Raw genomic sequence first — 21,889 nt, 5'->3', positions numbered from 1 at the left:
TGCACGGCGTCGCCACTCGCGCCGAGAGGCTGCGCAGTGTTGTGCCACCGCTCCCGTCGCCATTAGACCGCCGCTCAAAACTTCACGCGCAACCCGCCGAACACGGCGATCTGACGATCGGTCGACGATGGCGCGCCGGCGTCGGCGATCGATGCGATCTTCCGGTAGCCGCCGCGCGTCGACGTCGACGCGTCGCCGGCCGCGAGTTGATAGACGCCCGACAGATACAGATCCGTGCGCTTGGACAGCGCGTAGTCGATGCCGAGCGTGAACTGGTGCCAGCGCGGCTTGAGCGTGTGGCCGTCCGTGTTCGGCAAACCAGATGCGCGGCCGTCGGTGAACGTATAGACGCCGATCAGCGTCGTCGCAGGCGTGAGCTGATAGCGCGCGTTCGCATCGTAGTTGTTGAACTTGCGCGACGAGCCGTCGACGTAATCGAGCTGCGTGTGGCTCCACGCGAAGCCGAGCCGTGCGGCGCCGAGCGTGTAGTTCGCACCGGCCGCCGCGATCTGCTGCTTCAGCACGCCGCCGTTGAGTCCGTAGAAAAATGCCGGGCTGTAGTCGCTGCCGGTCGTCGAGGTCGCACCGCCGACCGCGCCGTTTGCGTTCGATGCCGCGCTCGGGTGATGCAGCACGACATAGCCGCCGCCGATCGACAGCGGGCCGTTCGTGTAGTTTGCCGCGGCTGCCCATGCGTTGTTGTTCGAGAAACCCGTGCCCGCGCCGCCATTCGCCTGGTTGCTGAACGCGTACAGCAGATCGAACGCGAAGCCGCCGAGCACTGCGCTGCGGAACTTGACCGCGTTGTTGATGCGAAACGACTGGTTCAGATTGTCGTTGTCGCCCACGTGCGTCGCCGGGCTCCAGAAACCCGGCCCGGCGTATTGCGCGACGAGATCGGCGAGCGGTTCGTATTGACGGCCGAGCGTCAGCGCACCGATGCAGGTTTTCGACAATCCGACCCACGCTTGCCGGCCGAATTCGCGCCCGCCCTGGCCGAATGTGCCGTCATTGGTCTTGAAGCCGTTTTCGAGCGTGAAGATTGCCGAGAGCCCGCCGCCCAGATCCTCGACGCCTTTGAGGCCCCAACGGCTGCCGTTGAGCTTGCCGCTCGACTGCTGGAAGTTGTGCGCGCCGCCCTGATTGTTGGTATACGCGATGCCGGCATCGACGATTCCGTACAGCGTGACGGAGCTTTGTGCGTGTGCTGCGGTGGACGCCAGCGAAGCCAAACCCAGTGCGATCGATTTTCTGATCATTTTGTTTTCCTTTATTTTGTTGAATAGATTTTTGAGAAAACCGATGCTATTAAAGTCTTATGTAGGATTAAACGTGCAAATTCCGATTTGAAAATCTGCAATCCGATGCTTAACAAATCCGGACGCCGCCCGGTGCACCGATCGGAGCAGATGTTGCCGGGGAGCGCGGTAGCGGCCGGAGATTCGCGGTACGAACGGATGGTCGGGGGGGCGGCACGCGTCGTCGGCCGCCTATCGATAGAAGAAAATGATCGTAGGGCAGGTGTCGCGAGCGCGGAAAGTGATGCGTCGGCGCCACATGGCGCCTGGCGGGGAGAAGCGCCGGGCGGCTTCGGCACGTGCGGCGGATCTCGGGCGGTTCGACGGGATTCGGGAGCGATTCGCGGGACATCGGGCGGGACCTCGGCGCTCGATGCGTCTGACGATAGTGCCGCGCGCGAGGTTTTGGGGTCGCGCGGGAGCCGCGGATGCGCGCGCCGCGTTCCCTCACCGACGGTGCTTCGCAAGCCTGGGACTGGCTGGAAGACGATGGACGGCGGCCCCACGGCCGTAGCCAATGGACGCTTGTCTGGCAGGCGCGGGATGGACGGTCCACGCATCCGGTGCGCAGTGCTAGAATTTTTGCCCGGCGTTGCTCAACTGATGAGCCGGAGCATCGATTTTCACGCGCCGGCGTGACTTTCCGGCTTCATTTTCGCGGCGAAGACGACATGGAAAACGAGGGGGCAGCGCAATGCCGGGCGAGCCGCTGGGCAACCCCATGCCCGACACGCGTGCCGATTGGATCCATCGGACGTCGCACGGCGGCCTCGAGCGTATCGAAGCTTATTTCCATGCGCATGCTTACGACATGCACCGGCACGATACCTATGCGATCGGTTGCACGCTGTCCGGCGTGCAATCGTTCCATTACCGGCGCAACGTCGTGCATAGCCGGCCCGGCCGCACGATCGTCATTCATCCCGACGAACCGCACGACGGCGAAGCCGGTACGGAACGGGGATTTCGCTACCGGATGATCTATGTGGCGCCGGCGCTCGTCCAGCAGGTGCTCGGCGGACGGCCGCTGCCGTTCATCGATGGTGCAATGTCGGACGATCCGCGGCTGCACGCCGCCGCCGGCACGCTGCTGCTACAGCTCGACGGCGGGGGCGATTCGTTCGAGCAGGACGACGTGCTGTTCGATCTGGCGATGGCGCTCGACGCGGCGAGCGGCGCGAAACGCGTGCACCGCACGGGCGACTATCGCGCGGCGCAACTCGCGCGCACCTGCCTGCACGATGTGCCCGATTACGCGATAACGCTCGACGATCTCGCGCGCATGGCGGGGCAGGACCGTTGGAGCTTGTGCCGCGATTTCCGCCATTTCTTCGGCACGAGCCCATACCGATATCTGACGATGCGACGTCTCGAGCGCGTGCGCGCGCTGATCGTCCGGCAAGTTCCGCTCGCTGATGCGGCTGCGCGCGCCGGTTTCGCAGACCAGAGCCATATGACGCGCCATTTCAAACGGGCTTACGGGTTGCCGCCGGCGCGGTGGCTCAGGATGCTGTCGGCTCGCGCAGCGTGAGCGCCGGCCGGCCGGGCCGTCCGTTCGGGGCGGCCCGGCCGGCGTGCGCGTCTGTCTAGGTTGCCGCGATGCACGCGCATGGGGATCAGGCTCGCCACACCCGCCGCTTTCCGCCGCGACGGATGCACGATCGTTCAAGACGGCCAATTCGCGCCACCGGTACGATCGGCTCGATTTCATCCGACAGTGAGCAAAATGCCCATGACAGTAACCGAATCTGCACGCGCATCGTGCGCACCCGTGGAGTATGCGTGCGTCAATCTCGACGAGAAATTCGCGCGAATCCACGATCTTTGGCAGCCGCGCGTCGTGGCGGAGATGAACGATTATCAATTCAAGGTCGTCAGGATCGAAGGCGATTTCGTCTGGCATGCCCATACCGATACGGACGAAGCGTTCATCGTGCTGGACGGTACGTTGCGCATCGATTTCCGCGATGGCGCCGTGCATCTTTCAAAAGGCGAAATGTTCGTCGTGCCGAAAGGAAAAGAACACAAACCCTATGCCGAGCGTGAAGTCAGGCTGATGCTGATCGAGCCGCGCGGCGTGCTCAATACCGGACAGGAAACGAACGAGAGGACGGCGAAGAATGATATCTGGATCTGATTTCCTGCCGGTTGGGGCTGATGCTTCGCCGCACTTGGCGCCGGCGGCGTTCGACACCAAGATCGCGATCGTGGTTCGAGACGATCTTGCCGTCTGGCAGAAGCTCAATGTCACGGCGTTTTTGATGAGCGGCGTTGTTGGCGCGGCGCCGGAGATCGTCGGTGATCCGTACCGGGATGCCGACGGGCACGTTTATCACAGCCTTTGCGTGCAGCCGGTGATCGTGCTGTCGGCTGACCAGGCGACGATGCGCGCGATCCAGCGGCGTGCGCTGGAGCGCAATATGCGGTTGGGGGTCTATATCGAGGAAATGTTCACGACCGGTCACGATGCGGCGAACCGGGCAGTATTTGCCGAGTATGCGCCGGCCGATGCAAAGGTGGTCGGGCTTGCGCTGCGCGAGCACAGAAAACTCGTCGACAAGGTGACGAAGGGGGTGCGCATGCATGCCTGATCTGAGCCTGTCTGACATAAATCATGCACACAGGCACATGGGGGAGCGGTAACGAATTTCCGGATGAGCGAATTGGAAATTGATTTTATCTCAATTTAATCGGCTTCAAAATATATTGGCGATCGGTTTGTTTTAATCGAGCGTAAATCGTAATTTGGTGTTTAGAAACATCTGGAAAATATAATGAACGAGCGGAAAATGCAGTGTGCGGAGATTTTAGATCCGTTTGCCGGCGGCCTTCGGGCGGCATGTGTGACATTAAAAATAGGCGGCCGACCCGGTTTATATTGCGGATTATATTCCCGTATTCCTTAAATAAAAAAAGCGCGGCCGTGAAGGTCGCGCCGATCAATGATTCTGATATTGACTTGCCACGGGGAGAGGCAAGTCGGTCCGATATTAGAGGCTGAAATGCTATTCGTCAACGGATTGAGAAAAGTTGCACGCATGGATCAATCGCTTGACGGTACGGGGATGAACATTGAATTGCGCGGCGACTTCGTTGATCGACACGGTTTGAATGAGTTGTAAAACCTCCGCGCGTTGATGGGCGGACAACGCGGAGCGGCGGCCGAGCCGTTTGCCGCGTGCGCGGGCGGCGGCGAGGCCGGCGCGGGTGCGCTCGCTGATGAGGCTGCGCTCGAATTCCGCGAGGGCGGCCATCAGATGGAACACCAGGACGCCGCCCGGCGACGCGGTGTTGATGGATTCCGTGATGGACACGAAGTCGATGTCGCGCCGGCTCAGAAAATTGACGAGATCGACGAGCTTCGCCAGCGAGCGTCCGAGGCGGTCGAGCCGCCAGACGACGAGCGTATCGCCAGGTTTGAGCAGATCCAGCGCACTGTCGAGACCGGGACGGCTGAAGTCCGTGCCGGAAATGCCCTGGTCGGTCAAAATGCGTTCGCAACCGCAGCATTGCAGCGCGTCGATTTGCAATTGGAGATTTTGTTCGTCAGTCGAGACGCGGGCATAACCGATTTTAACGGGTGGGCGGTGGTTCGGAATAACAGACTGTAGAGCGCGAGTTGCGTGGTTTTGACGCATGCGTGAAGGGTGGGCAGATTGACTGGTCATTGGCGTACCGAGGTGACGAAGACAGCACAAAGGAATAGCCCATAAATGGAGCGCGTCGGGCATCGACGAGTGGATTGAATTTCTTCGAGCAGATCATGCATCGCATCGAAGATGCGCGTTGCCACGCAATAAGCAAATAGATTGTTCAACAAAGATAAGCTTGCGGGTAGGGGCAAAATCCTCTAGACAAAAAGGTCCGTTTTTGTCGAGCGGTCGAAATTTACCACGAACCATTGTTAAATCAATCAGATGGTCGTGACGTCAGTGCTCGAATTCCGCGGCGATAAAAGCTGATTTTTTTGCATTATATTCAATTTTCTTGAACAACGTTCATGAGTAATTCATTGAATGATAGTTTTGATGGCTGTTTCGGACAGCGCGGAGCTTCTTATGAAACGGCACGGTAAAGAGAATGAATGCCGGCAATATCGATGAACGCGACGAATGCGGAAGATAAGCCGGATGAGAAAGAGTTTGAGCGACGTTTGCGCCGAAGGCGGGAGCCGGGATCGCAGTCCGCGAATAGCGGTCTTCCAATAATCGCGTGTTCCGTTCAACGCGCCGCGCACGCGGTTCCGATCGGGCATCGGCGCGGATCATGTGAAAGCGTGCCGCAAGCAGGCGGGCTCGCGTCGAGCAAACGGATAAGACGGAATTTCTATTTTTGTTTTGGGTCGCGGCGAACATCACTGACCGAGTGCCGGCGATGCTGGGCGAGCCGCTCCACGGGCGGTGAAATACACGGATGAAAAAACCGAACAGGCCGCTCGCAGGCGGCGATCGACGCACGCGTGCGAGCCCTTTATGACCGGGCGTTTTCGTGATGCCCGGCGAGGCGAGGCCGGTGCTAACGTCCAAGCTCTTCGAAGACCGCACATTGGATTGCGTGAGAGATGATGTTGCGATAAACGTGATTGGAATGGGCGAAGCCGCGCGTGTTACGCAGAAAGGCCCGATCCTTGTTTCGTTGCGCCTGAACGAAGCGCAGGATTTCAGCCAACTGCGGATCGCCGCACGCGTTGGTTGCCGGATCGAAGTCCTCGTAGCGGTAAATTTTGTCGATCGCTACTTGAATCGCGTCCTTCGCTTTTTTTTCGTTGACAAAATGACTGAGAAGATTTTTGACGAACGTTTTCTCGTCTTCATCGGACAACGTATGGCCGCCGAGCTGGCGCGCGATGTGCGCATCGGCAAAAGACCTGTTCAACTGCGGGGCGATGATGCTTCCGAAATTCGCGTCGTAAGTCGCGGCGATCTTTTGCTGAAGGAAAAGCATCGCGGCGCGCGCGCGTGCGCTATGGTGTTCGCTGTTCGCCGTCAGGCCTTCGGCGATGGCGTTGCGGTCCGCCTTGAATTCGGAGAACGGCGGCTCGCCTCTGGTCGTGTGCAGCACAAACGAGCCGAGCAGCATCGCGAGCAGCGGGAAGCCCGCCGGATTGCGTGCGGAACCGCCGTTGGTGACCGCGTTGACCATATTGAGTGCTAAAAAGCCGGACTGCGCGCCGAATTCATGCATGAAATCCAACGCGGCGTGCAAACCCTGGTCGACCAATCCGTGGTTGCGCGCAAAATGGGTGAATGGGTGGGTTTCGGCGGGGAAGCGGGTTTTTTTGAGCTGGGCCCATTCGTAACCGTGATGCAGGATTTCCGGCAAATGCATCATCATCAGCAGGTTGCCTACCGAACCGGCAATCGCCGATGAAAGATCCCGCCCCAATGCGGCCATCGTCGGATTGAGCGTCATCGCGGTAATTGACATGATCGACAACGCCGGCAGGATGGCGTCCTTATAGCGCTTGTCTCGCACGGCCGCCATGAGGATCGGCAGGTTCTTGCCGATGGTGGGCACGAGCATGAAAAGAGCCGTCAATGCTGCCGAGGCGATATTGGCGTTCGTCAGCGTATTGTTCGTGCCGATCTTGTCGAAAAAATAAGTATTGACGGTGGAAATCAGATCGTCGATTGCCAAATCCCGGTCGCCGAATGCCGTCAGGTATTTTTTGGCGAGTTCTTTGACCGATTCCTTCAAGCTACCTTCCATCTTGCAATCCTCGATGTGTTCGAGGAGCTGCGCATTGATCGCCGGCAGAAGTGCCGCGGCGATGTCCAGTTTCGCCGGCTTCGGCTCCATCGTCATCCATGCCTGGCAGACCTGCGCGAGAACTTGTCCCGACGGTGGATATTGAGCCTCGGCCGCTTCGAGATCACGGTGGCGGGTCACGATCAATTTGTTTTCGCGAAGCGCCAGATCGAAGCCGGCATTCTTCAGAAAACTGTTTGCGACGTCGTTGGCTAGATTCCTCGGCGACACGAAACGACCATATGGCCTTGCCAGGCCGATGGGGCGCCGTGCCGGGAGATGATCGGCGGAAATCCTGGCCGGCAGACTTTCCGAGCGCTTCATCATTCTGGCTGGGGCGGCGGCGGGGCTGGGAAGGGGAGGTGCGCTGGGCGCAAACGCCGGACATGGCATCGCAGTGGTGTTGGTGGTGGTCGGCATGGCATTCGTTTACGCAGGTTGAGGGTTGCGCTGATCCGCCGAACTTTGTCCGGCATCGATCGCTTGCGCCGATATGGCATCGAATGACCATATCCGGTGCGACGGCATTTTTAATTCGGTTTTATCTGGAATTTAATTTTCAATGTTTAACGAATATGAATCAATGATGATAGTTTTACTTTAATGGCGCGAAATTAACGATGTGATCGATACGCGAAATCGATTTAACGCCTGCGAAAAGCCGAATATGATCCGCGGCACGCCATCTGCTGCGGCGGTGACTGTATGAAATCGTGGATGAAGGTGCAGGCGCCGCGAACGAAACGGTTTGGCGGTGCGTGGCAAGGGCGGTGGTTCCGCTAGCGGATGCCGAAGTAAATGGGCGGCGGCTTCGCAATAAATCTACCGATGCGGTACTGGAAGTGGCGCTGTCGGTCCGGCGACGCACGTGTTCCGGTTTGGATTAAGAATGAAACCGTCGATTCAATCCAGGCAAGCTTGGTTCTATCGTGGTTTTCGAAAGCGGGTTGCGTTTCGTATCGAAGAAAGGGGCAGGTGTTCGGGCGGTATTCGCGAAGGCATTTCGTCGATCGGCCGGCGTCATACCGGTTCGATACGGAACGGCTGGGTTGGCGTTGCTGCTCTGAACCCAGTGCAAGTGCGCGCCGGACTTTCGTGGATCGATCCGAAGACGTGATGCCGAGGAGCAACGCGCCGCGAACCGCGAACCGCGAGGCGCCCATGCTGGGCGCCCCGGCAGCGTAGATAAACTTCACTGTTTTCAATCGGCCTTTGCCATTGCCTCGACGAACGGACCGGCGCGGCCGTCAAAGATTCAGCGCGGACAGGAATCGCTTGGTGAATCCAAGCGTTCCAGCTTGTCCATAGCTGTTACAGATGGGCGATGCATAGCCGGGAGGGCAATCGTTGTCGCGATCGAACGACCAGAAATGGATGCCCGCGAGGCCATTTTGTTGCGCAAAGGACGAGATGGTGTTGACGTCGTTGAGTGTAAACGTTTCGTCCTGCGTATCGTTTCCTCCAATCATCGGCGTCAATTCGATTTGTGAATACGGGGTGCCATAGTAATTATGCAGATTGACGGCTGCCTGGATGGCGGATTTTCCCATGTCGCACAACCCATTGCTGCCGATCACGCAGTTGCCTGGATTGGCGCTACCGTAATCCATCGTCATCAAATTGATGGTGTAATTGGTCAGTCCGTAGCTCTTGATTGCGTTCATGACCATGGCGCCGGTCTGATTCAGGCTCTGCGCAGAATTGCCGCCGAGCGTCGCGAGCGTGAAGCTGAAGCGCAGTTGTGGGTAGATCCGCGCGGCGTTGATCACGCGTTGAACGAGATTGTTGATTGCGTCCTGACTCTGGCCTGCCTCGATGTCGAAGTCGACGCCGACCAGATTAGCCGAATAGTAGGTTTGAATGAATTTCTGAAAGCCGGCATCCGAGCTACAGGTAAATGAGCCGGCCGCGCCGCCGGTCGACAGGATGTATTTCTTTCCGGCGTTCACCATGCTTTGCACGTTGGCGCTGGCCACCATTGCAGGCTGAAGCCCTCCCCAGTTCTCGCTGCCGCACTCTCCGGTGGCGAATGCCCAAGTCAATGTATCCAGATTGCTCGGCATGACGTTGAGGATGGGTTGAAGCGAACCGGTCACGTTGGTGGAGATGACGTTCGTGTTCCAGTTCATGCTGATCGTGATGTCTTTATAAGGACTATATATCAATCGGGGCGTGGCCGCAGCTGCCGCCTTCATCGATTTTTGCGCTATGCCCGATATACCGCTGGAGCCGCCATCTCCACATGCTGCCAGCAAACATCCGGCAAGAATCGAAACGGCGCGTTTTAGCATTTCTTTTCTCATGATCGTCCTTGTTGGGGGGATGGAACCGCAGTTATTTCGTCCTACATAACTTATACAAAGCTTCTGTTTTGTCAAATTATTTTGTGTGGATTTTGAAGGTGAGGAATTGGGTGGCAGAAATAATTTTGCATCAATTGACGAAAAAAATTGGCTTTTCCTGAGTTGCGATGTTGGGTGGTCTGCCGAATTTTGCCTTCAAATTATTGACTCAAGATAATTTGTGAAAATTATTGAGTAATTCGAATCGATGGGATGATTTGGTTGGTGGAAAACGTTTTTTTAAAACTATCGATATTGTCCGGATTGTTTGTGATGAACTATGTAGCCCATAAAAATTGATTCGAATTTTTCTCGTTTGAATAGTTGTTTGCCACATTGGATTTTTCAATGTACCGGATATTGAATCCACTTTGTGTCTTGGCAAATGGTGTTGCGGCATGGTTTTCCGCTCCGAATCAACGGACATTGAGTAACAATTTCCGGAATATCTGGCACGGTGGTTTGCGTTAAATTGACGGCACCTCGACGTAAGTAGCGCCGACCGCGTGCTCCGTAGGCCGCTTCGACCGATGCCCACAAATGCGCGCCGATTCGGTGCAGCTCCGAGAGCCGGGCATATCGATACCTGGATGACCAGGAATCCTGATCATCTGGCGAGGCGGAAATCGCCGAGAAATGCAAGTCCGCTGGCTTTCCCGATGATGCCGACGCCATCCGTCCGGCGCATTTTCCGAGGCGAGCCAGGCATGCCGAATGCCACTCGAGCGTGGCGAGCCGGCGCGGCAGTGGCATGCTGCGCATGTTCCGAAAACGGCCAGCCTCGAGTACGCACGTTCTCGTTACAGCTTGTTTCGCGAGCACCGTTGCGCGGCCGCGTAAAGATCAACCGGTTTGCCGATGGCCTTGCGCGGCGAATCGAAGCACGCGACGGCGGAATGTCCTGCCGGCGGCTGGGCTACAGCGGTACCGCGCTGGTGCATTTGATCTCGTCAAGGCAGACGCTCGAATGCACGCCGCTCACGCCGGGAATGCGCATCAGCGTATCGAGCAGGAACGTCGACAACCCTTTCAGATCCGCGGCGACGACCTTCAGCACGTAGTCGATATCTCCGGTGACGGAAAAGCATTCCTGGATTTGCGCGAGTTCGGACACAAGCTTCTGGAACGTCGACAAATCGCGGATATGGCCGCGCTCCATCGTGACCTGCACGAACGCGGTGACTCCGAAGCCCAGCATGCCGGCATCGAGCCGGGTTTCGTAGCGTTTGATCGCGCCGATTTCCTCGAGCCGGCGATGTCGCCGCAATGTTTGAGCGGGCGACAGCCCAACTGCACTCGCCAATTCCAAATTGGAGATCCGCCCACGTTCCTGCAGGATGCCGAGCAATTGACGATCGATGCGATCCAGAAGCGCTTCTTGCATTTTTGTTTCCTGATTTGTCTCCTGCATGCAATTTTATCTCATAATGTAGGGTTTGCATGAAGGGGGTACGAAACCCGATTTCGTCCCGCCAGCGATAAACTGAGCGCCGGCTTTTCGGCAGTCCCCAGCCCGGTAAGCCCGGCGTGAAACCGCGACCGGGTGCCGGAAACACTATATAAGGCGCCCCGGCCGGTCTGGATGCGCGTCGCCGCTCCGCCGCGGGCGGACCCAATGGAGAAGACATGGTTTTGGATCAGAACGACGATGGCCTCAAACGGGGGTTGAAGAATCGTCACATTCAATTAATCGCGTTAGGCGGCGCGATCGGCACCGGGCTTTTCCTCGGTATTGCTCAGACGATTCAGACGGCGGGGCCGTCGGTGTTGCTCGGCTATGCGTTGGCGGGCGTCGTTGCGTTCTTCATCATGCGGCAGCTTGGCGAGATGGTCGTCGACGAGCCTGTCGCCGGTTCGTTCAGCCATTTCGCGTATAAATACTGCGGGCATTTCACCGGCTTTCTGTCTGGCTGGAACTATTGGGTGCTGTATGTGCTCGTCAGCATGGCCGAGCTTTCCGCGGTCGGCATCTACGTTCAGTACTGGTGGCCGGGCGTGCCGACCTGGATCTCCGCGCTGGTGTTCTTCTGCGCGATCAATGCGATCAATCTCGCGAGCGTCAAGTCTTACGGCGAGACGGAGTTCTGGTTTGCGCTCGTCAAGGTGGCCGCGATCGTCGGGATGATCGTCTACGGCGGTTATTTACTGATGTCGGGGCACGCGGGGCCCGAAGCCGGCGTGTCGAATCTGTGGCGGCACGGCGGTTTTTTCCCCAACGGCGTCGGCGGGCTCGCGATGGCGATGGCGGGCATTATGTTCTCGTTCGGCGGGCTCGAGCTTGTCGGTATCACGGCTGCCGAGGCGGACGATCCTGGCCGCAGCATTCCGCGCGCAACCAATCAGGTGATCTACCGGATTCTGATTTTCTATATCGGCGCGCTCGGCGTGTTGCTCGCGCTGTATCCGTGGCAGAAGGTCGTCACCGGCGGCAGCCCGTTCGTGATGATCTTTCATGCGCTATCGAGTGATATCGCGGCGAATGTGTTGAACGTTGTGGTGCTGACGGCCGCGCTGTCGGTCTACAACAGCGGCGTCTATTGCAACAGCCGGATGCTGTACGGGCTTGCGCAGCAGGGCAATGCGCCGCGCGCGCTCGCCCATGTCAACCGGCGCGGTATTCCGATTGCGGCGCTCGGCATGTCGGCGCTCGCAACCGCGCTGTGCGTGCTGATCAACTACTTCATGCCGGGTAAGGCATTCGAGTTGTTGATGGGGCTCGTCGTATCGGCGATCATCATCAACTGGGCGATGATCAGCGTGATTCATCTGCGTTTTCGCCGCGCCAAACGTGCTGCGGGCGCCGAAACGCGCTTCAAGAGCATCGGCTATCCTCTGACGAATTACCTGTGTCTCGCGTTCATGGCGGCCATTCTCGTCATCATGTATCGAACACCGGATCTGCGTCTGTCGGTCTATTTGATTCCGGTATGGCTCGCGGTGCTCGCGATTGGCTACCGCCTGCGGCCGCGCGGCGTGCAATATGCGCTGACGGACGGCGCTTCGGCGCGTTGACCCGATTTCCCTTTCCATTCATCAGTCAGAAACCGCCATGTTTGAACATATCGATGCGTTTCCCGGCGATCCGATTCTCACGTTGAACGAGAATTTTCAGCAAGATCCGCGTGCGCGCAAAGTCAATCTGTGCATCGGCATTTACTTCGACGACGAAGGCCGCATTCCGGTGCTGAACGCCGTGCGTGAAGCCGAGGCGATCGTGCAGCGAGAAGGCGGCCCGAAACCTTATCTGCCGATGACGGGCTTGGCGTCGTATCGCGACGCCGTGCAGACGGTTCTGTTCGGTGAGGACAGCGAAGCGCGCGCGGCCGGCCGCATCGCGACGGTGCAAACGCTCGGCGGATCGGGCGCGCTGCGGATCGGCGCGGATTTCATCAAGCGCTATTTTCCCGGCGCGCAAGTGTGGATCAGCGATCCGAGCTGGGAGAATCATCGGTTTATCTTCGAGCGCGCAGGACTGACGGTCAACACGTATCCGTACTACGACGACGAGACGGGCGGCCTGAAGTTCGACGCGATGCTCGCGGCGATCGACGCGTTGCCGCCGCGCAGTGTCGTGTTGCTGCACGCATGCTGCCATAACCCGACCGGCGTCGATCTCGATGAAGCGCAGTGGCTCAAGCTGATCGATGTCGTGCAGGCGCGCGAGCTGTTGCCGTTCGTCGATATCGCATACCAGGGTTTCGGCGCGGGGCTCGCGGCAGACGCGTTCGCATTGCGCGAGCTGGCACGTCGCGGTGTGCCGGCCCTCGTTGCGAATTCGTTCTCGAAGAACTTCTCGCTGTATGGCGAGCGCGTCGGCGCATTGTCGGCTATTTGCGACGATGTGGCGGTTGCGCAGCGCGTGCTCGGTCAACTCGCGGGCGTCGTGCGCTCGAACTACAGCAGCTCGCCGATCTATGGCGCAAAGATCGTTGCCCAGGTACTCACGACGCCCGCGCTGCGTGCGCAGTGGGAAGAGGAGCTTGCGGCAATGTGCCGGCGCATCGCGAAGATGCGTGCCGCGATTCACGACGGCCTGCGCGCGCATGTGCCGGCCGATGCCCTTGCCCGTTACGTGAGGCAGCGCGGGATGTTTACGTATACGGGGCTGAGCGCGTCGCAGGTCGACCGGCTGCGCGAGGAGCACGGCGTGTATGTGTTGCGCTCGGGGCGGATGTGCGTCGCCGGGTTGAACGAGGCGAATGTCGGCATCGTGTCGGAGGCTTTCGGCGCGGTGATCGCGAGCGGCGTTTGATATGGTATCGATCGTTACAGCACGCAACGGCAAGCGCGTATGAGCATCAGCATCGTTCAGCTTGGCACGCCGCGCGCGGCCGATGAGGGAGTGCGAATCGGCACCGTGCGGCGACCGCCGCGCGGGGTCCCGAAAGCGCAATTTGCGTCGCGCAACTACTACGACGTGTGGCTGCCGACGCTTTCGCCGAGTGCCGAACTCGTCGCTGAAGCGCAGGCCGCGAGTTCGGACGCCGAATGGCGCGCGTTCGAGCGCAAATTCCGCGCCGAGATGAGCCATGGCGATGCGAGCAAGGTGCTCGACGTACTGGCGGCGCTATCGGCGACGGCGAATTTTGCCGTCGGCTGTTATTGCGACGACGAGGCGCGATGCCACCGCGGTATTCTGCGCCGGTTGTTCGAGGAGCGCGGCGCGTCGGTGCGTCCGTGATGCGGCCGCGCACGCTCGTATCGGCGATTGGCAAATGTTGGTCTCCTCGCGCGCGCTCTTGCCGCCGAGCGACAAGAGTGACGCACAGTCAGGTTCGGCCGCTGGTGCTTACGGCATGCTACGGGGCCGCTCACGATCCCGTGTACGGATTACAGAACGTCCGCGGGCCGACGCAGCGTTCTTCCTGATACGCTTCCGAAAGCTCGCGCGTCGAGCCTGAGCGCGTTTCGCTGCGGGTATCGGCGACCGCGTGCACCGGCTGCTGCGATTTCGTCTTGTTCGCAAAGCGGTGTGCATAGAACGGCGAAATTTCGGGGTACGACGCGTCGGTTATGTAATCGAGCCCATTGGCCTTGGCTTCGACCAATTCCTGATAAACCTCGGCGCGAGTTTTGCCGACGGGCATGTCGGCGAATGCCGCCGGCGAAACGATTGCGGCGGCGAGGGCGGCGGTAAGGAATTTGGCTTTCATACGTTCTCCATATCGATCTCGAATCCAACAAGCGAATTCGATGATTGACATTCTGAAGAAGAGTCCCTCCGTCAACGTGACCCGCCTATGATGTTTTTGTCATTTTGATGACAAGGGCGAGGTCGAATATAAAATAACTCGCGAAACGGTTCAGGTTTGTTCCAGATGCAGGCGCGATTCATGGTGGGGCGAAGCGCGATCGCCGTAATTGGCCGCGTGCTCGCGAGGAAAGCGCAGAAAGAACGTCGTAAAGACGTTCGGCACGCTCTCCACCCAGCAATCGCCGCCATGTTCGGTCATGATCGAGCGCACGATCGCGAGCCCCAGCCCAGTGCCCGAGGCGGAATCGTATCGCGAAGGATCGACGCGGTAGAAGCGATCGAAGATGCGTGGCACATGCACCGCTTCGAGTCCGCGGCCGGTATCGGTCACGGCGATCACGACGTGCCGCTCCGATGGCTCGCAGCGGACGACGACACTCGAATGGTCCGGCGCATGACGGACCGCATTCGACAGCAGATTGCTTAGCGCGCGTTGCACGAGCATCAGATCGCCTTGGAAGTGGCCGCTGCCTTCCACCGTGATGCGGATGCCGCGATCCTCGGCAACCGTCTCGTAGTAGCGCACGATCCGGTCGGACATTGCATAGGCGTCGATCGGCTCGATCGCGAGCGTGTTCTGATGGCCGTCCGCACGGGCGAGAAACAGCATGTCGTCGACCATGCGCGCGAGCCGTTGATACTCTTCGACACTTGATTCGATGACCTGACGATATTCGCTGACCGAGCGCCGCTGCGACAGCGCGACTTGCGCCTCGGCGAGCAGATTGGTGAGCGGCGTGCGAATGTCGTGCGCGAGATCGGACGAGTATTCCTTCAGCCGCGTAAACGATGCGTCGAGCCGTGCGAGCATCCGGTTGAACGATACCGCAAGTTCCCGCAGCTCGCCTGCCATTTCCGTTTCAGGTAGCGGCTGCGTGAGCCGGCTGCTCGAAATCTGGTCGGCCTGCAATGCGAAGCGGCGCAATGGCCTGAGCGTGTACGCGGCAATCCAATGCGCGAGCGCCGCCGCACAGGCCGTGCAGGCAAAAATGATCGCGATGATGCTGATTGCGCAAGTGCGCAGCAGTGATTGCTCGCGACGAAAATCGTACTGGATCGCGACGCGCAATGGCTGGTTTGGTTGATCGCCGATGTGTATCGGTGCCACCAGGTAGCGTTTGGCGTGACGTTTGTCGTCGACGATCGATTCATGGCCGCTCGCGTTCGCCCGCAATACGCCATCGTATGCGACGAACCAACTGCTTTGCATGCGCGCGGTGCCTTGCGCGTCGTAGATCGCGAAATCGACTTTTTCGTCGCTATGAAACGAGTCGTAAAAACGATGCGCCTTTTCGCGCAGATCCGTCATATCACTTGCATCGCCGACGTGCGCGATCACGCCCGCGAGCGTCGTTTCCATTGCACGCTCCGATGAATAGGCAAATGTACGCGTCAGCGTTTCATAGAGCATCAGACCGCTGATTGCGAGCAGCACTGTCGTGGACAGCGCAAACCGGATCGTCAGCTTCGCGCGCATGGTGCGCCCTTCCCAGCGGCGGATTACGCGAAGGATTCGCATGACTCGTCTCGCTGTTCGAGCACATATCCCATTCCCCGAACCGTATGGATCAGCTTGGGCTCATAGTTTTGATCGACCTTCGCGCGCACGCGCTTGATCGCCGCATCGACGACATTCGAATCGCTGTCGAAATTGATGTCCCAGATCTGGGAGGCGATCAGCGAGCGCGGCAGAATCTCGCCTTGCCGGCGCATCAGCAACCACAGCAACAGGAATTCCTTGGTGGTCAGCAGAATCGTGTTGCCTTGGCGGCGCGCCTTGCGTTGAATCAGATCGAGTTCGAGGTTGGCCACGCAAAGCACCGACGTATCGGACGTCTGTCCGCGCCGCAGCAGCGAACGCACGCGTGCGAGCAGCTCGGCGAAATCGAAAGGTTTGGCCAGATAGTCGTCGCCGCCGAGTTCGAAACCTTTCACGCGATCGTCGACCTGGTCGCGGGCAGTGAGAAACAGTACTGGTGTGCGATGGGTCTTGCGCAGCTCGCGCACGATGGTCCAGCCATCGCAGCCGGGTAGCATGACGTCGAGAATCGCGAGATCGTAGTCTTCGGTCTGCAATTGATGCAGACCGCTGACGCCATCCTGTACCCAGTCGCAAACGAAGCCCGCCTCGGTGAGCCCGCGCTTCAAATACGTACCCGTCTTCGGCTCGTCTTCTACGATGAGGATCTTCATTTCAAAATCATGGAATTGCGTGAAGTTATATTTGAGCTTATGGGCGGTTTATAGTTCAACATTTCGTTATCCGATTAAATGTGAATTTTTTGCACTCTTAAAAGACACCGGATATGCGGCGAAAAGTCGCATGGCAAGTCGGTCGGATAACGCGTCGGATCGTACAAAGGGGCGGTTTGGTGTTCGAACATGACGAGTTTGTCATTTATCTATTAAGCGTGCGTAAAAAGACCATGCTCTGGTGCAACTGAACATGAATTAATTTGAAGCACGAATATGTTGGGATATTGATCGAGCGGATCGATCGATGGAGCAAGCCATTTCTCGACGCCGTTCGGAAATTCGAGCCTGCGTGCCGCGTCGCCAGTTCGCGTCGGTCTTCAAGATCGCGTGTCGCGCGCGCCTTATTCAGCGCGTTCATATCGATACCCGATTTGCTTTTTTGCCGGTCCGTGGCGCGTCGGTAGAATTCGCGCACCTCTCGATCGGTGCCCGCTGGCGGGAGGGCTCAATTCCGTCCATCAATCAGGGTATGCGCCATGAAACTCATCCGCTCCATGCTGCTCGTCGTATTGTTCCAGGCCGTCTTGGCGACAAGTGCATTTGCTGACGATCTCGCTCAAATCAAATCGTCCGGCGTATTCCGAGTCGGCACCGAAGGCACTTATGCGCCGTTTACGTACCATGACGAAACCGGCAAGCTGACGGGTTTCGACGTTGACATCGCCACCGCGGTCGCACAGCGGCTCGGTGTCAAGCCGCAGTTCGTCGAGGGCAAGTGGGACGGGCTGATCGCAGGGCTTGATGTGAACCGGTTTGACGCGGTCGTCAACGAAGTGGCGATCACCGATGCACGCAAGGCGAAGTACGATTTCTCGACGCCGTACATCACGTCGCGGGCCGTGCTGATCGTGCGTACCGACAACGCGGCGATTCGCTCGTTCGACGATCTGAAGGGCAAGAAGTCGGCAAACACGTTGACGAGCAATTTTGGCCGACTCGCGGCCGCGCATGGCGCGGACGTCGTGCCGGTGCAAGGCTTCAACGAAGCGGTGGATCTGCTGACTTCCGGGCGCGTCGATGCGACGATCAACGATTCGCTGTCCTATCTCGATTTCCGCAAACACAAGCCCGATGCGAAGCTGAAGATTGCCGCGACGGATGCAACCGGCGCGGGCGAACAGTCGGGCGTGCTGATCCGAAAGGGCAACCCGGAACTGCTTGCCGCAATCAACAAGGCGCTCGCCGACATTAAAGCCGATGGTACTTACGCGAAGATCTCGCACAAGTATTTCGGCCGTGATGTTTCGCAGTGACGTGGAGCCGAACGATGCCGGCTTGGTTGCATTTGATGACGCAATCGCTGTGGCCGCTGCTGTACGCGGGGCTGGTGTTTACGGTGCCGTTGACACTCGCATCGTTTGCGATCGGACTTCTGCTCGCTTTTGCCTCTGCGCTCTTGCGGCTGTTCGGGCCGCGCGGCGCGCGGGCGGCGGTGCGCTTCTATATCTGGCTGTTTCGCGGTTCGCCGCTGCTGGTACAGCTTTTCGTGATTTTTTACGGATTGCCGAATATCGGCATCGTGCTAGATCCGTTGACGGCTGCCGTCATCGGTTTTTCGTTGAACGTCGGCGCATATAACGCCGAAGTGATTCGCGGCGTGATCGAATCGATTCCGAAAGGGCAGTGGGAGGCCGCATACTCGATGGGCATGACGCGCGCGCAGGCGTTGCGGCGTGCGATCTTGCCGCAGGCGGCGCGAGTCGCGCTGCCCGCGTTGGCGAACTCATTCATTTCGCTCGTCAAGGATACGTCGCTTGCGGCGGTGCTGACCGTGCCGGAGATTTTCCAGGCCGCGCAGCGCATCGCGGCGGTCACATACGAGCCGCTCATTCTCTATACCGAAGCGGCGTTGATCTATTTGCTGTTCAGCTCGGTATTGTCGGGTGCGCAGCGGCGTCTCGAAACGTATTTCGGACGCCATGCGCTTTTCCAGGCGCAGTGGCGATGATCCAGCTCGAACGCATCGACAAATCTTTCGGCGAGCACCGGGTGCTCTCGCAAATCGATCTGGTGCTAAAGCCCGGCAGCGTCACGGCATTGATCGGCCCGTCAGGCAGCGGCAAGAGTACGCTGTTGCGCTGCGTGAATCTGCTGGAGGTGCCCGAGTCCGGTGTGCTTACGGTTGGCGACGCGCGCATTGCGTTCGCACCGGGCCAGCGGCTGTCTCGCGACGCGCTGTTCGCGGTGCGCCGTCAAACTGGCATGGTGTTCCAGAATTTCCAATTATTTCCGCATTTGACCGTCGTGCAGAACGTGATGGAGGGGCTGGTGACGGTGCAGAGGTGGGGCCGTGAGCAGGCACGGCAACGGGCGCTCGGTCTGCTCGATAAAGTCGGCATTGCCGACAAAGCGGATGCGTGGCCGGCGACGCTGTCGGGCGGCCAGCAGCAGCGCGTTGCGATTGCGCGTGCACTCGCGCCTTCGCCGCAGGTTTTGTTATGTGACGAGCCGACCTCCTCGCTCGATCCCGAACTGTCGGCTGAAGTGGTCGAAGTGCTACGGCAACTGGCGCGCGATGGCACGACGATGTTGATGGCGACGCATGATCTGCGTCTTGCCGCGTCGATTGCGCACGATGCGATATTTCTGGCGGCAGGCCGGGTTGTGGAGGCTGGCACCTCGCGCGATTTGTTCGCTCGGCCGCGCGATCCGCGAACCGTTCGCTTCATCTCGACGCTCACGCAGCACATGGGGGCACCCTGAGCGAATGGCCCGGGCAAGTGTGCCGACTCGGTCTGCTCGATGCGGGCGTCCGGCTGTCGCGTCAAACATTCGTAATGGCGCAATGGGGCGGGCGGCAACGCTGCGGATCGTGTGGGGCGCAGCAGGGCGGTGACCTTGGCAGTGCCTAACGTGTGTTTTTTTTCTCGCCGCGCCGCGTGGCGACCCGGCGGATAGCAGCCGCAGCGGCTGGTGTAGCGTCACGCATGGGGGCATCCGGCGCGTTCGCGCCGCGCTTTGCGCGCCGCGAGCCCGATGTGGGCACGGCTTGTGCGGCAACTCGAGGCTTCGATTGGCGCGCGCCCGGCGCACGCGCCGGTTTTTGTTCGCCCGGCAGCGACGGAAATGCCGGCTGCCCGTCGCCGAAGAGCGGCAGCGTGCCCACTGCGACCAGTTCGGCAGGTTCGTCCCCGGCGTTTGCGACGCGGTGCCGGGTATGCGCGTTGAAGTGCAGCGAATCGCCGGGACCGAGCAGGTAGTCCCGCTTGCCGACCGTATAGCGCACTTGCCCCGACAACACGAACACGAATTCGTCACCTGCATGGGCGACCCATTCCGAACAATAGCCTTCCATCATCGACACTTTGACGGCATTGAGCTGATTGCCCGGAAAGGTGGTCGACAGACGCTCGTAGCGCTGCCGGGCGGGGCGGATCGAATATGATTCGCGGCTGTTCTGGTGTGAGTTGGGCGCATCTTGGCGCGGCTGGTCGATGAGCGCGGAAAGCGGCGTTTGGAGCGCTTTCGCGACGTTGACGAGCGAGGAAATCGAGATGCCGGTCAGGTTACGCTCGACTTGCGACAGGAATCCGACCGACAGGCTGGCCTCGGTGGCTACTTCGAGTAACGTTTTTTTCAGCTCGCGGCGCAGGCGGCGGATGCGTCCGCCGATGTGCATGATGTCCGAATCCATGAATCTCCCACGAGGCTACGGTTGCCGTTCGATGCAACAAGCACCGGCGCCTGCCGGGCATTGGCACGGCTGCGTCTGTTGCGCGGACGCGATGGCTGATGCCTGTGCATTGTACAGCGCCGGTTTCGGCTTTTCGCGCTATGACGAAAAAGAGCGGGCCGTCGCAGGTTGACGGGGCTGTAATGAAACAAGTTTAGAATGCGAAATGCCGATTCACGCCGCGCATGCGCCGCGGCCGGCGCCGGGCACTATGCCGGTGCCGCTGCAACCGCTCGGCATTCGCTGCGTTCGAGGTGTGTTCCGTGTGGCATTTTCCGCAGGCTATTCCCGCATCGCTTGGTCCGCTGGCCGTATTCGTCAGTGTGCTCATCACACAACTTGGCATTCCCGTGCCGGCCGTGCCGATGCTGATCGTCGGCGGCACGATGGCGGCGATGGGGCAGGCATCGTATGCGAGCATGCTATGCGCGGCCGTCGGCGCGACAGTGCTTGCCGATTCATTGTGGTTTTTTGCCGGCCGTGCGCGTGGCCGGCGTCTTCTCAATTCGCTGGTGCGTTTCTCGCTGTCGCTCGACACGACGCTGCGCGTCGCGCGCAAGGTGTTCGAAAAGCACGGCGCGCCGCTGCTCGTGCTCGCGAAATTCCTGCCGGGGCTCGGCCTCGTTTCCGCGCCGCTTCTTGGCACCACGGCTGTGGCCGTGTGGGTGTTCCTCGCATGGGACATCGCGGGCGCGTCTTTGTGGGCGGGCGTGTGGTTGTTCGGCGGCGCCGCGCTGCATAACGAGATCGCCCGGCTGATGCAGTGGGTGAGCGCGAGCGGCGGCACGCTGTTCGATGCGCTTGCCGCGATCTTCGTTACATTCCTGCTGTATAGATGGGTTTGCCGGTTGCGCTTTCGCCGTTGGCTCGCGAAAGTCCGCATCAGCCCGCAGCAGCTTGACGAGATGATGCGCTCGAGCGCGCCGCCCGTCGTTTTCGATGCGCGGCCGCGTGCGGTCCGCGCGAAGGAAGCGTACCGGATCGCCGGTGCGTATCCACTCGATCTCGATTCTCCCGACCCGCTGCACCCCGATTTGATGGTGCGCCCGATCGTTGTCTATTGCGTATGCCCGAACGAAGCGAGCGCGAAGCGCATCGTCAGCCAATTGCATCGCAAGCAAATGCGTCACGTGCTGGCGCTGAAGGGCGGCCTCGACGCATGGGAGAAGGAGGGCTTCCCGGTGGAGCCGTTGCCCGCCGATTTCGATGCCGCGCGCTATGTCGCGCCGGCCGCGGATCTGTCCGTGCGCGACGGCGGCTATGCGGTGCCGCCGGTTTGACGGAGTGACGCACCGGGCGCCTGCTGTGCCCGAGCGCG

Annotated in this window: 19 protein-coding genes and 1 pseudogene; 10 read left to right on the top strand and 10 right to left on the bottom strand. The window is 59.6% G+C overall.

Annotated elements, in window-relative coordinates; all coding sequences use genetic code 11:
- Positions 1 to 74 precede the first annotated feature (74 nt).
- The gene (locus BSIN_RS10120; RefSeq protein WP_089340377.1) at positions 75 to 1,259 is read right to left on the bottom strand and encodes a porin; all 1,185 of its coding nucleotides are present in this window, start codon (positions 1,257 to 1,259) and stop codon (positions 75 to 77) included.
- Between the two features lie 760 nt (positions 1,260 to 2,019).
- Between BSIN_RS10120 and BSIN_RS10115 the strand changes: the two genes are divergently transcribed.
- The 3 genes from BSIN_RS10115 to BSIN_RS10105 all read left to right on the top strand — a co-directional run bounded on the left by BSIN_RS10115 (position 2,020) and on the right by BSIN_RS10105 (position 3,889).
- Positions 2,020 to 2,829 (top strand): AraC family transcriptional regulator, encoded by an 810-nt coding sequence (locus BSIN_RS10115; protein ID WP_256583730.1) that lies wholly within the window; start codon positions 2,020 to 2,022, stop codon positions 2,827 to 2,829.
- Between the two features lie 201 nt (positions 2,830 to 3,030).
- Positions 3,031 to 3,435: a cupin domain-containing protein gene (locus tag BSIN_RS10110; protein ID WP_069235714.1), complete on the top strand. Its 405-nt coding sequence runs from the start codon at positions 3,031 to 3,033 to the stop codon at positions 3,433 to 3,435.
- The gene (locus tag BSIN_RS10105) at positions 3,419 to 3,889 is read left to right on the top strand and encodes a DUF2000 family protein (protein WP_089340375.1); all 471 of its coding nucleotides are present in this window, start codon (positions 3,419 to 3,421) and stop codon (positions 3,887 to 3,889) included. The genes BSIN_RS10110 and BSIN_RS10105 overlap by 17 nt, the downstream gene beginning before the upstream one ends.
- 414 nt (positions 3,890 to 4,303) lie before the next feature.
- Here BSIN_RS10105 and BSIN_RS10100 read toward each other — a convergent pair whose 3' ends face one another.
- From BSIN_RS10100 to BSIN_RS10085, 5 genes are all read right to left on the bottom strand, one after another.
- Positions 4,304 to 4,936 carry a recombinase family protein gene (locus BSIN_RS10100; RefSeq protein ID WP_089340374.1) on the bottom strand — a complete coding sequence of 211 codons (633 nt, stop codon included), beginning with the start codon at positions 4,934 to 4,936 and terminating at the stop codon, positions 4,304 to 4,306.
- A 360-nt stretch (positions 4,937 to 5,296) separates the two neighbouring features.
- Complete coding sequence (locus tag BSIN_RS25275; RefSeq protein WP_143757397.1) at positions 5,297 to 5,824, bottom strand: hypothetical protein; 528 nt, start codon at positions 5,822 to 5,824, stop codon at positions 5,297 to 5,299.
- On the bottom strand, positions 5,814 to 7,466 hold the full coding sequence (locus BSIN_RS10095; protein ID WP_143757396.1) for a hypothetical protein: 1,653 nt from the start codon (positions 7,464 to 7,466) through the stop codon (positions 5,814 to 5,816). The genes BSIN_RS25275 and BSIN_RS10095 overlap by 11 nt, the downstream gene beginning before the upstream one ends.
- An 827-nt stretch (positions 7,467 to 8,293) precedes the next feature.
- Complete coding sequence (locus BSIN_RS10090) at positions 8,294 to 9,349, bottom strand: chitinase (RefSeq protein WP_143757395.1); 1,056 nt, start codon at positions 9,347 to 9,349, stop codon at positions 8,294 to 8,296.
- Between the two features lie 955 nt (positions 9,350 to 10,304).
- A complete protein-coding gene (locus BSIN_RS10085; RefSeq protein ID WP_089340371.1) occupies positions 10,305 to 10,772 on the bottom strand; it encodes an Lrp/AsnC family transcriptional regulator in 468 nt (155 codons plus the stop codon).
- 242 nt (positions 10,773 to 11,014) lie between these two features.
- Between BSIN_RS10085 and BSIN_RS10080 the strand changes: the two genes are divergently transcribed.
- The 3 genes from BSIN_RS10080 to BSIN_RS10070 are packed head-to-tail and all read left to right on the top strand — an operon-like array spanning position 11,015 to position 14,069.
- Positions 11,015 to 12,400 carry an amino acid permease gene (locus BSIN_RS10080; protein ID WP_089340370.1) on the top strand — a complete coding sequence of 462 codons (1,386 nt, stop codon included), beginning with the start codon at positions 11,015 to 11,017 and terminating at the stop codon, positions 12,398 to 12,400.
- A gap of 37 nt (positions 12,401 to 12,437) precedes the next feature.
- On the top strand, positions 12,438 to 13,640 hold the full coding sequence (locus BSIN_RS10075) for an amino acid aminotransferase (protein WP_089340369.1): 1,203 nt from the start codon (positions 12,438 to 12,440) through the stop codon (positions 13,638 to 13,640).
- A 39-nt stretch (positions 13,641 to 13,679) separates the two neighbouring features.
- Positions 13,680 to 14,069, top strand: coding sequence for a DUF488 domain-containing protein (locus BSIN_RS10070; RefSeq protein WP_059514547.1), 390 nt, complete (start codon positions 13,680 to 13,682; stop codon positions 14,067 to 14,069).
- Between the two features lie 130 nt (positions 14,070 to 14,199).
- Here the strand turns inward: BSIN_RS10070 and BSIN_RS10065 are convergent, their stop codons facing one another.
- From BSIN_RS10065 to BSIN_RS10055, 3 genes are all read right to left on the bottom strand, one after another.
- Positions 14,200 to 14,541, bottom strand: coding sequence for a DUF4148 domain-containing protein (locus BSIN_RS10065; protein WP_069235718.1), 342 nt, complete (start codon positions 14,539 to 14,541; stop codon positions 14,200 to 14,202).
- A 150-nt stretch (positions 14,542 to 14,691) separates the two neighbouring features.
- Entirely contained in the window at positions 14,692 to 16,161 is a 1,470-nt protein-coding gene (locus BSIN_RS10060; protein ID WP_089340368.1) for a heavy metal sensor histidine kinase, read from the bottom strand.
- Positions 16,143 to 16,835: a heavy metal response regulator transcription factor gene (locus tag BSIN_RS10055; protein WP_069235719.1), complete on the bottom strand. Its 693-nt coding sequence runs from the start codon at positions 16,833 to 16,835 to the stop codon at positions 16,143 to 16,145. The genes BSIN_RS10060 and BSIN_RS10055 overlap by 19 nt, the downstream gene beginning before the upstream one ends.
- A 539-nt stretch (positions 16,836 to 17,374) precedes the next feature.
- Between BSIN_RS10055 and BSIN_RS10050 the strand changes: the two genes are divergently transcribed.
- From BSIN_RS10050 to BSIN_RS10040, 3 genes are read left to right on the top strand one after another with little or no spacing between them, the layout of a single operon-like run.
- A complete protein-coding gene (locus BSIN_RS10050) occupies positions 17,375 to 18,151 on the top strand; it encodes an amino acid ABC transporter substrate-binding protein (RefSeq protein WP_089340367.1) in 777 nt (258 codons plus the stop codon).
- 14 nt (positions 18,152 to 18,165) lie between these two features.
- The gene (locus BSIN_RS10045) at positions 18,166 to 18,846 is read left to right on the top strand and encodes an amino acid ABC transporter permease (RefSeq protein WP_089340366.1); all 681 of its coding nucleotides are present in this window, start codon (positions 18,166 to 18,168) and stop codon (positions 18,844 to 18,846) included.
- The gene (locus BSIN_RS10040; RefSeq protein WP_059515453.1) at positions 18,843 to 19,601 is read left to right on the top strand and encodes an amino acid ABC transporter ATP-binding protein; all 759 of its coding nucleotides are present in this window, start codon (positions 18,843 to 18,845) and stop codon (positions 19,599 to 19,601) included. The genes BSIN_RS10045 and BSIN_RS10040 overlap by 4 nt, the downstream gene beginning before the upstream one ends.
- Before the next feature lie 145 nt (positions 19,602 to 19,746).
- Here BSIN_RS10040 and BSIN_RS10035 read toward each other — a convergent pair whose 3' ends face one another.
- Positions 19,747 to 20,532, bottom strand: a complete 786-nt coding sequence (locus tag BSIN_RS10035; protein ID WP_369828165.1) for a helix-turn-helix domain-containing protein — start codon at positions 20,530 to 20,532, stop codon at positions 19,747 to 19,749.
- A gap of 302 nt (positions 20,533 to 20,834) precedes the next feature.
- Between BSIN_RS10035 and BSIN_RS10030 the strand changes: the two are divergent.
- A pseudogene (locus tag BSIN_RS10030) lies at positions 20,835 to 21,859 on the top strand (VTT domain-containing protein).
- Positions 21,860 to 21,889 lie beyond the last annotated feature (30 nt).

It is taken from the genome of Burkholderia singularis, assembly GCF_900176645.1.
GTDB lineage: Bacteria > Pseudomonadota > Gammaproteobacteria > Burkholderiales > Burkholderiaceae > Burkholderia > Burkholderia singularis.
The sequence above is the reverse complement of the archived record's forward strand: the minus strand, read 5'-3'. Positions and strand labels throughout refer to the sequence as shown.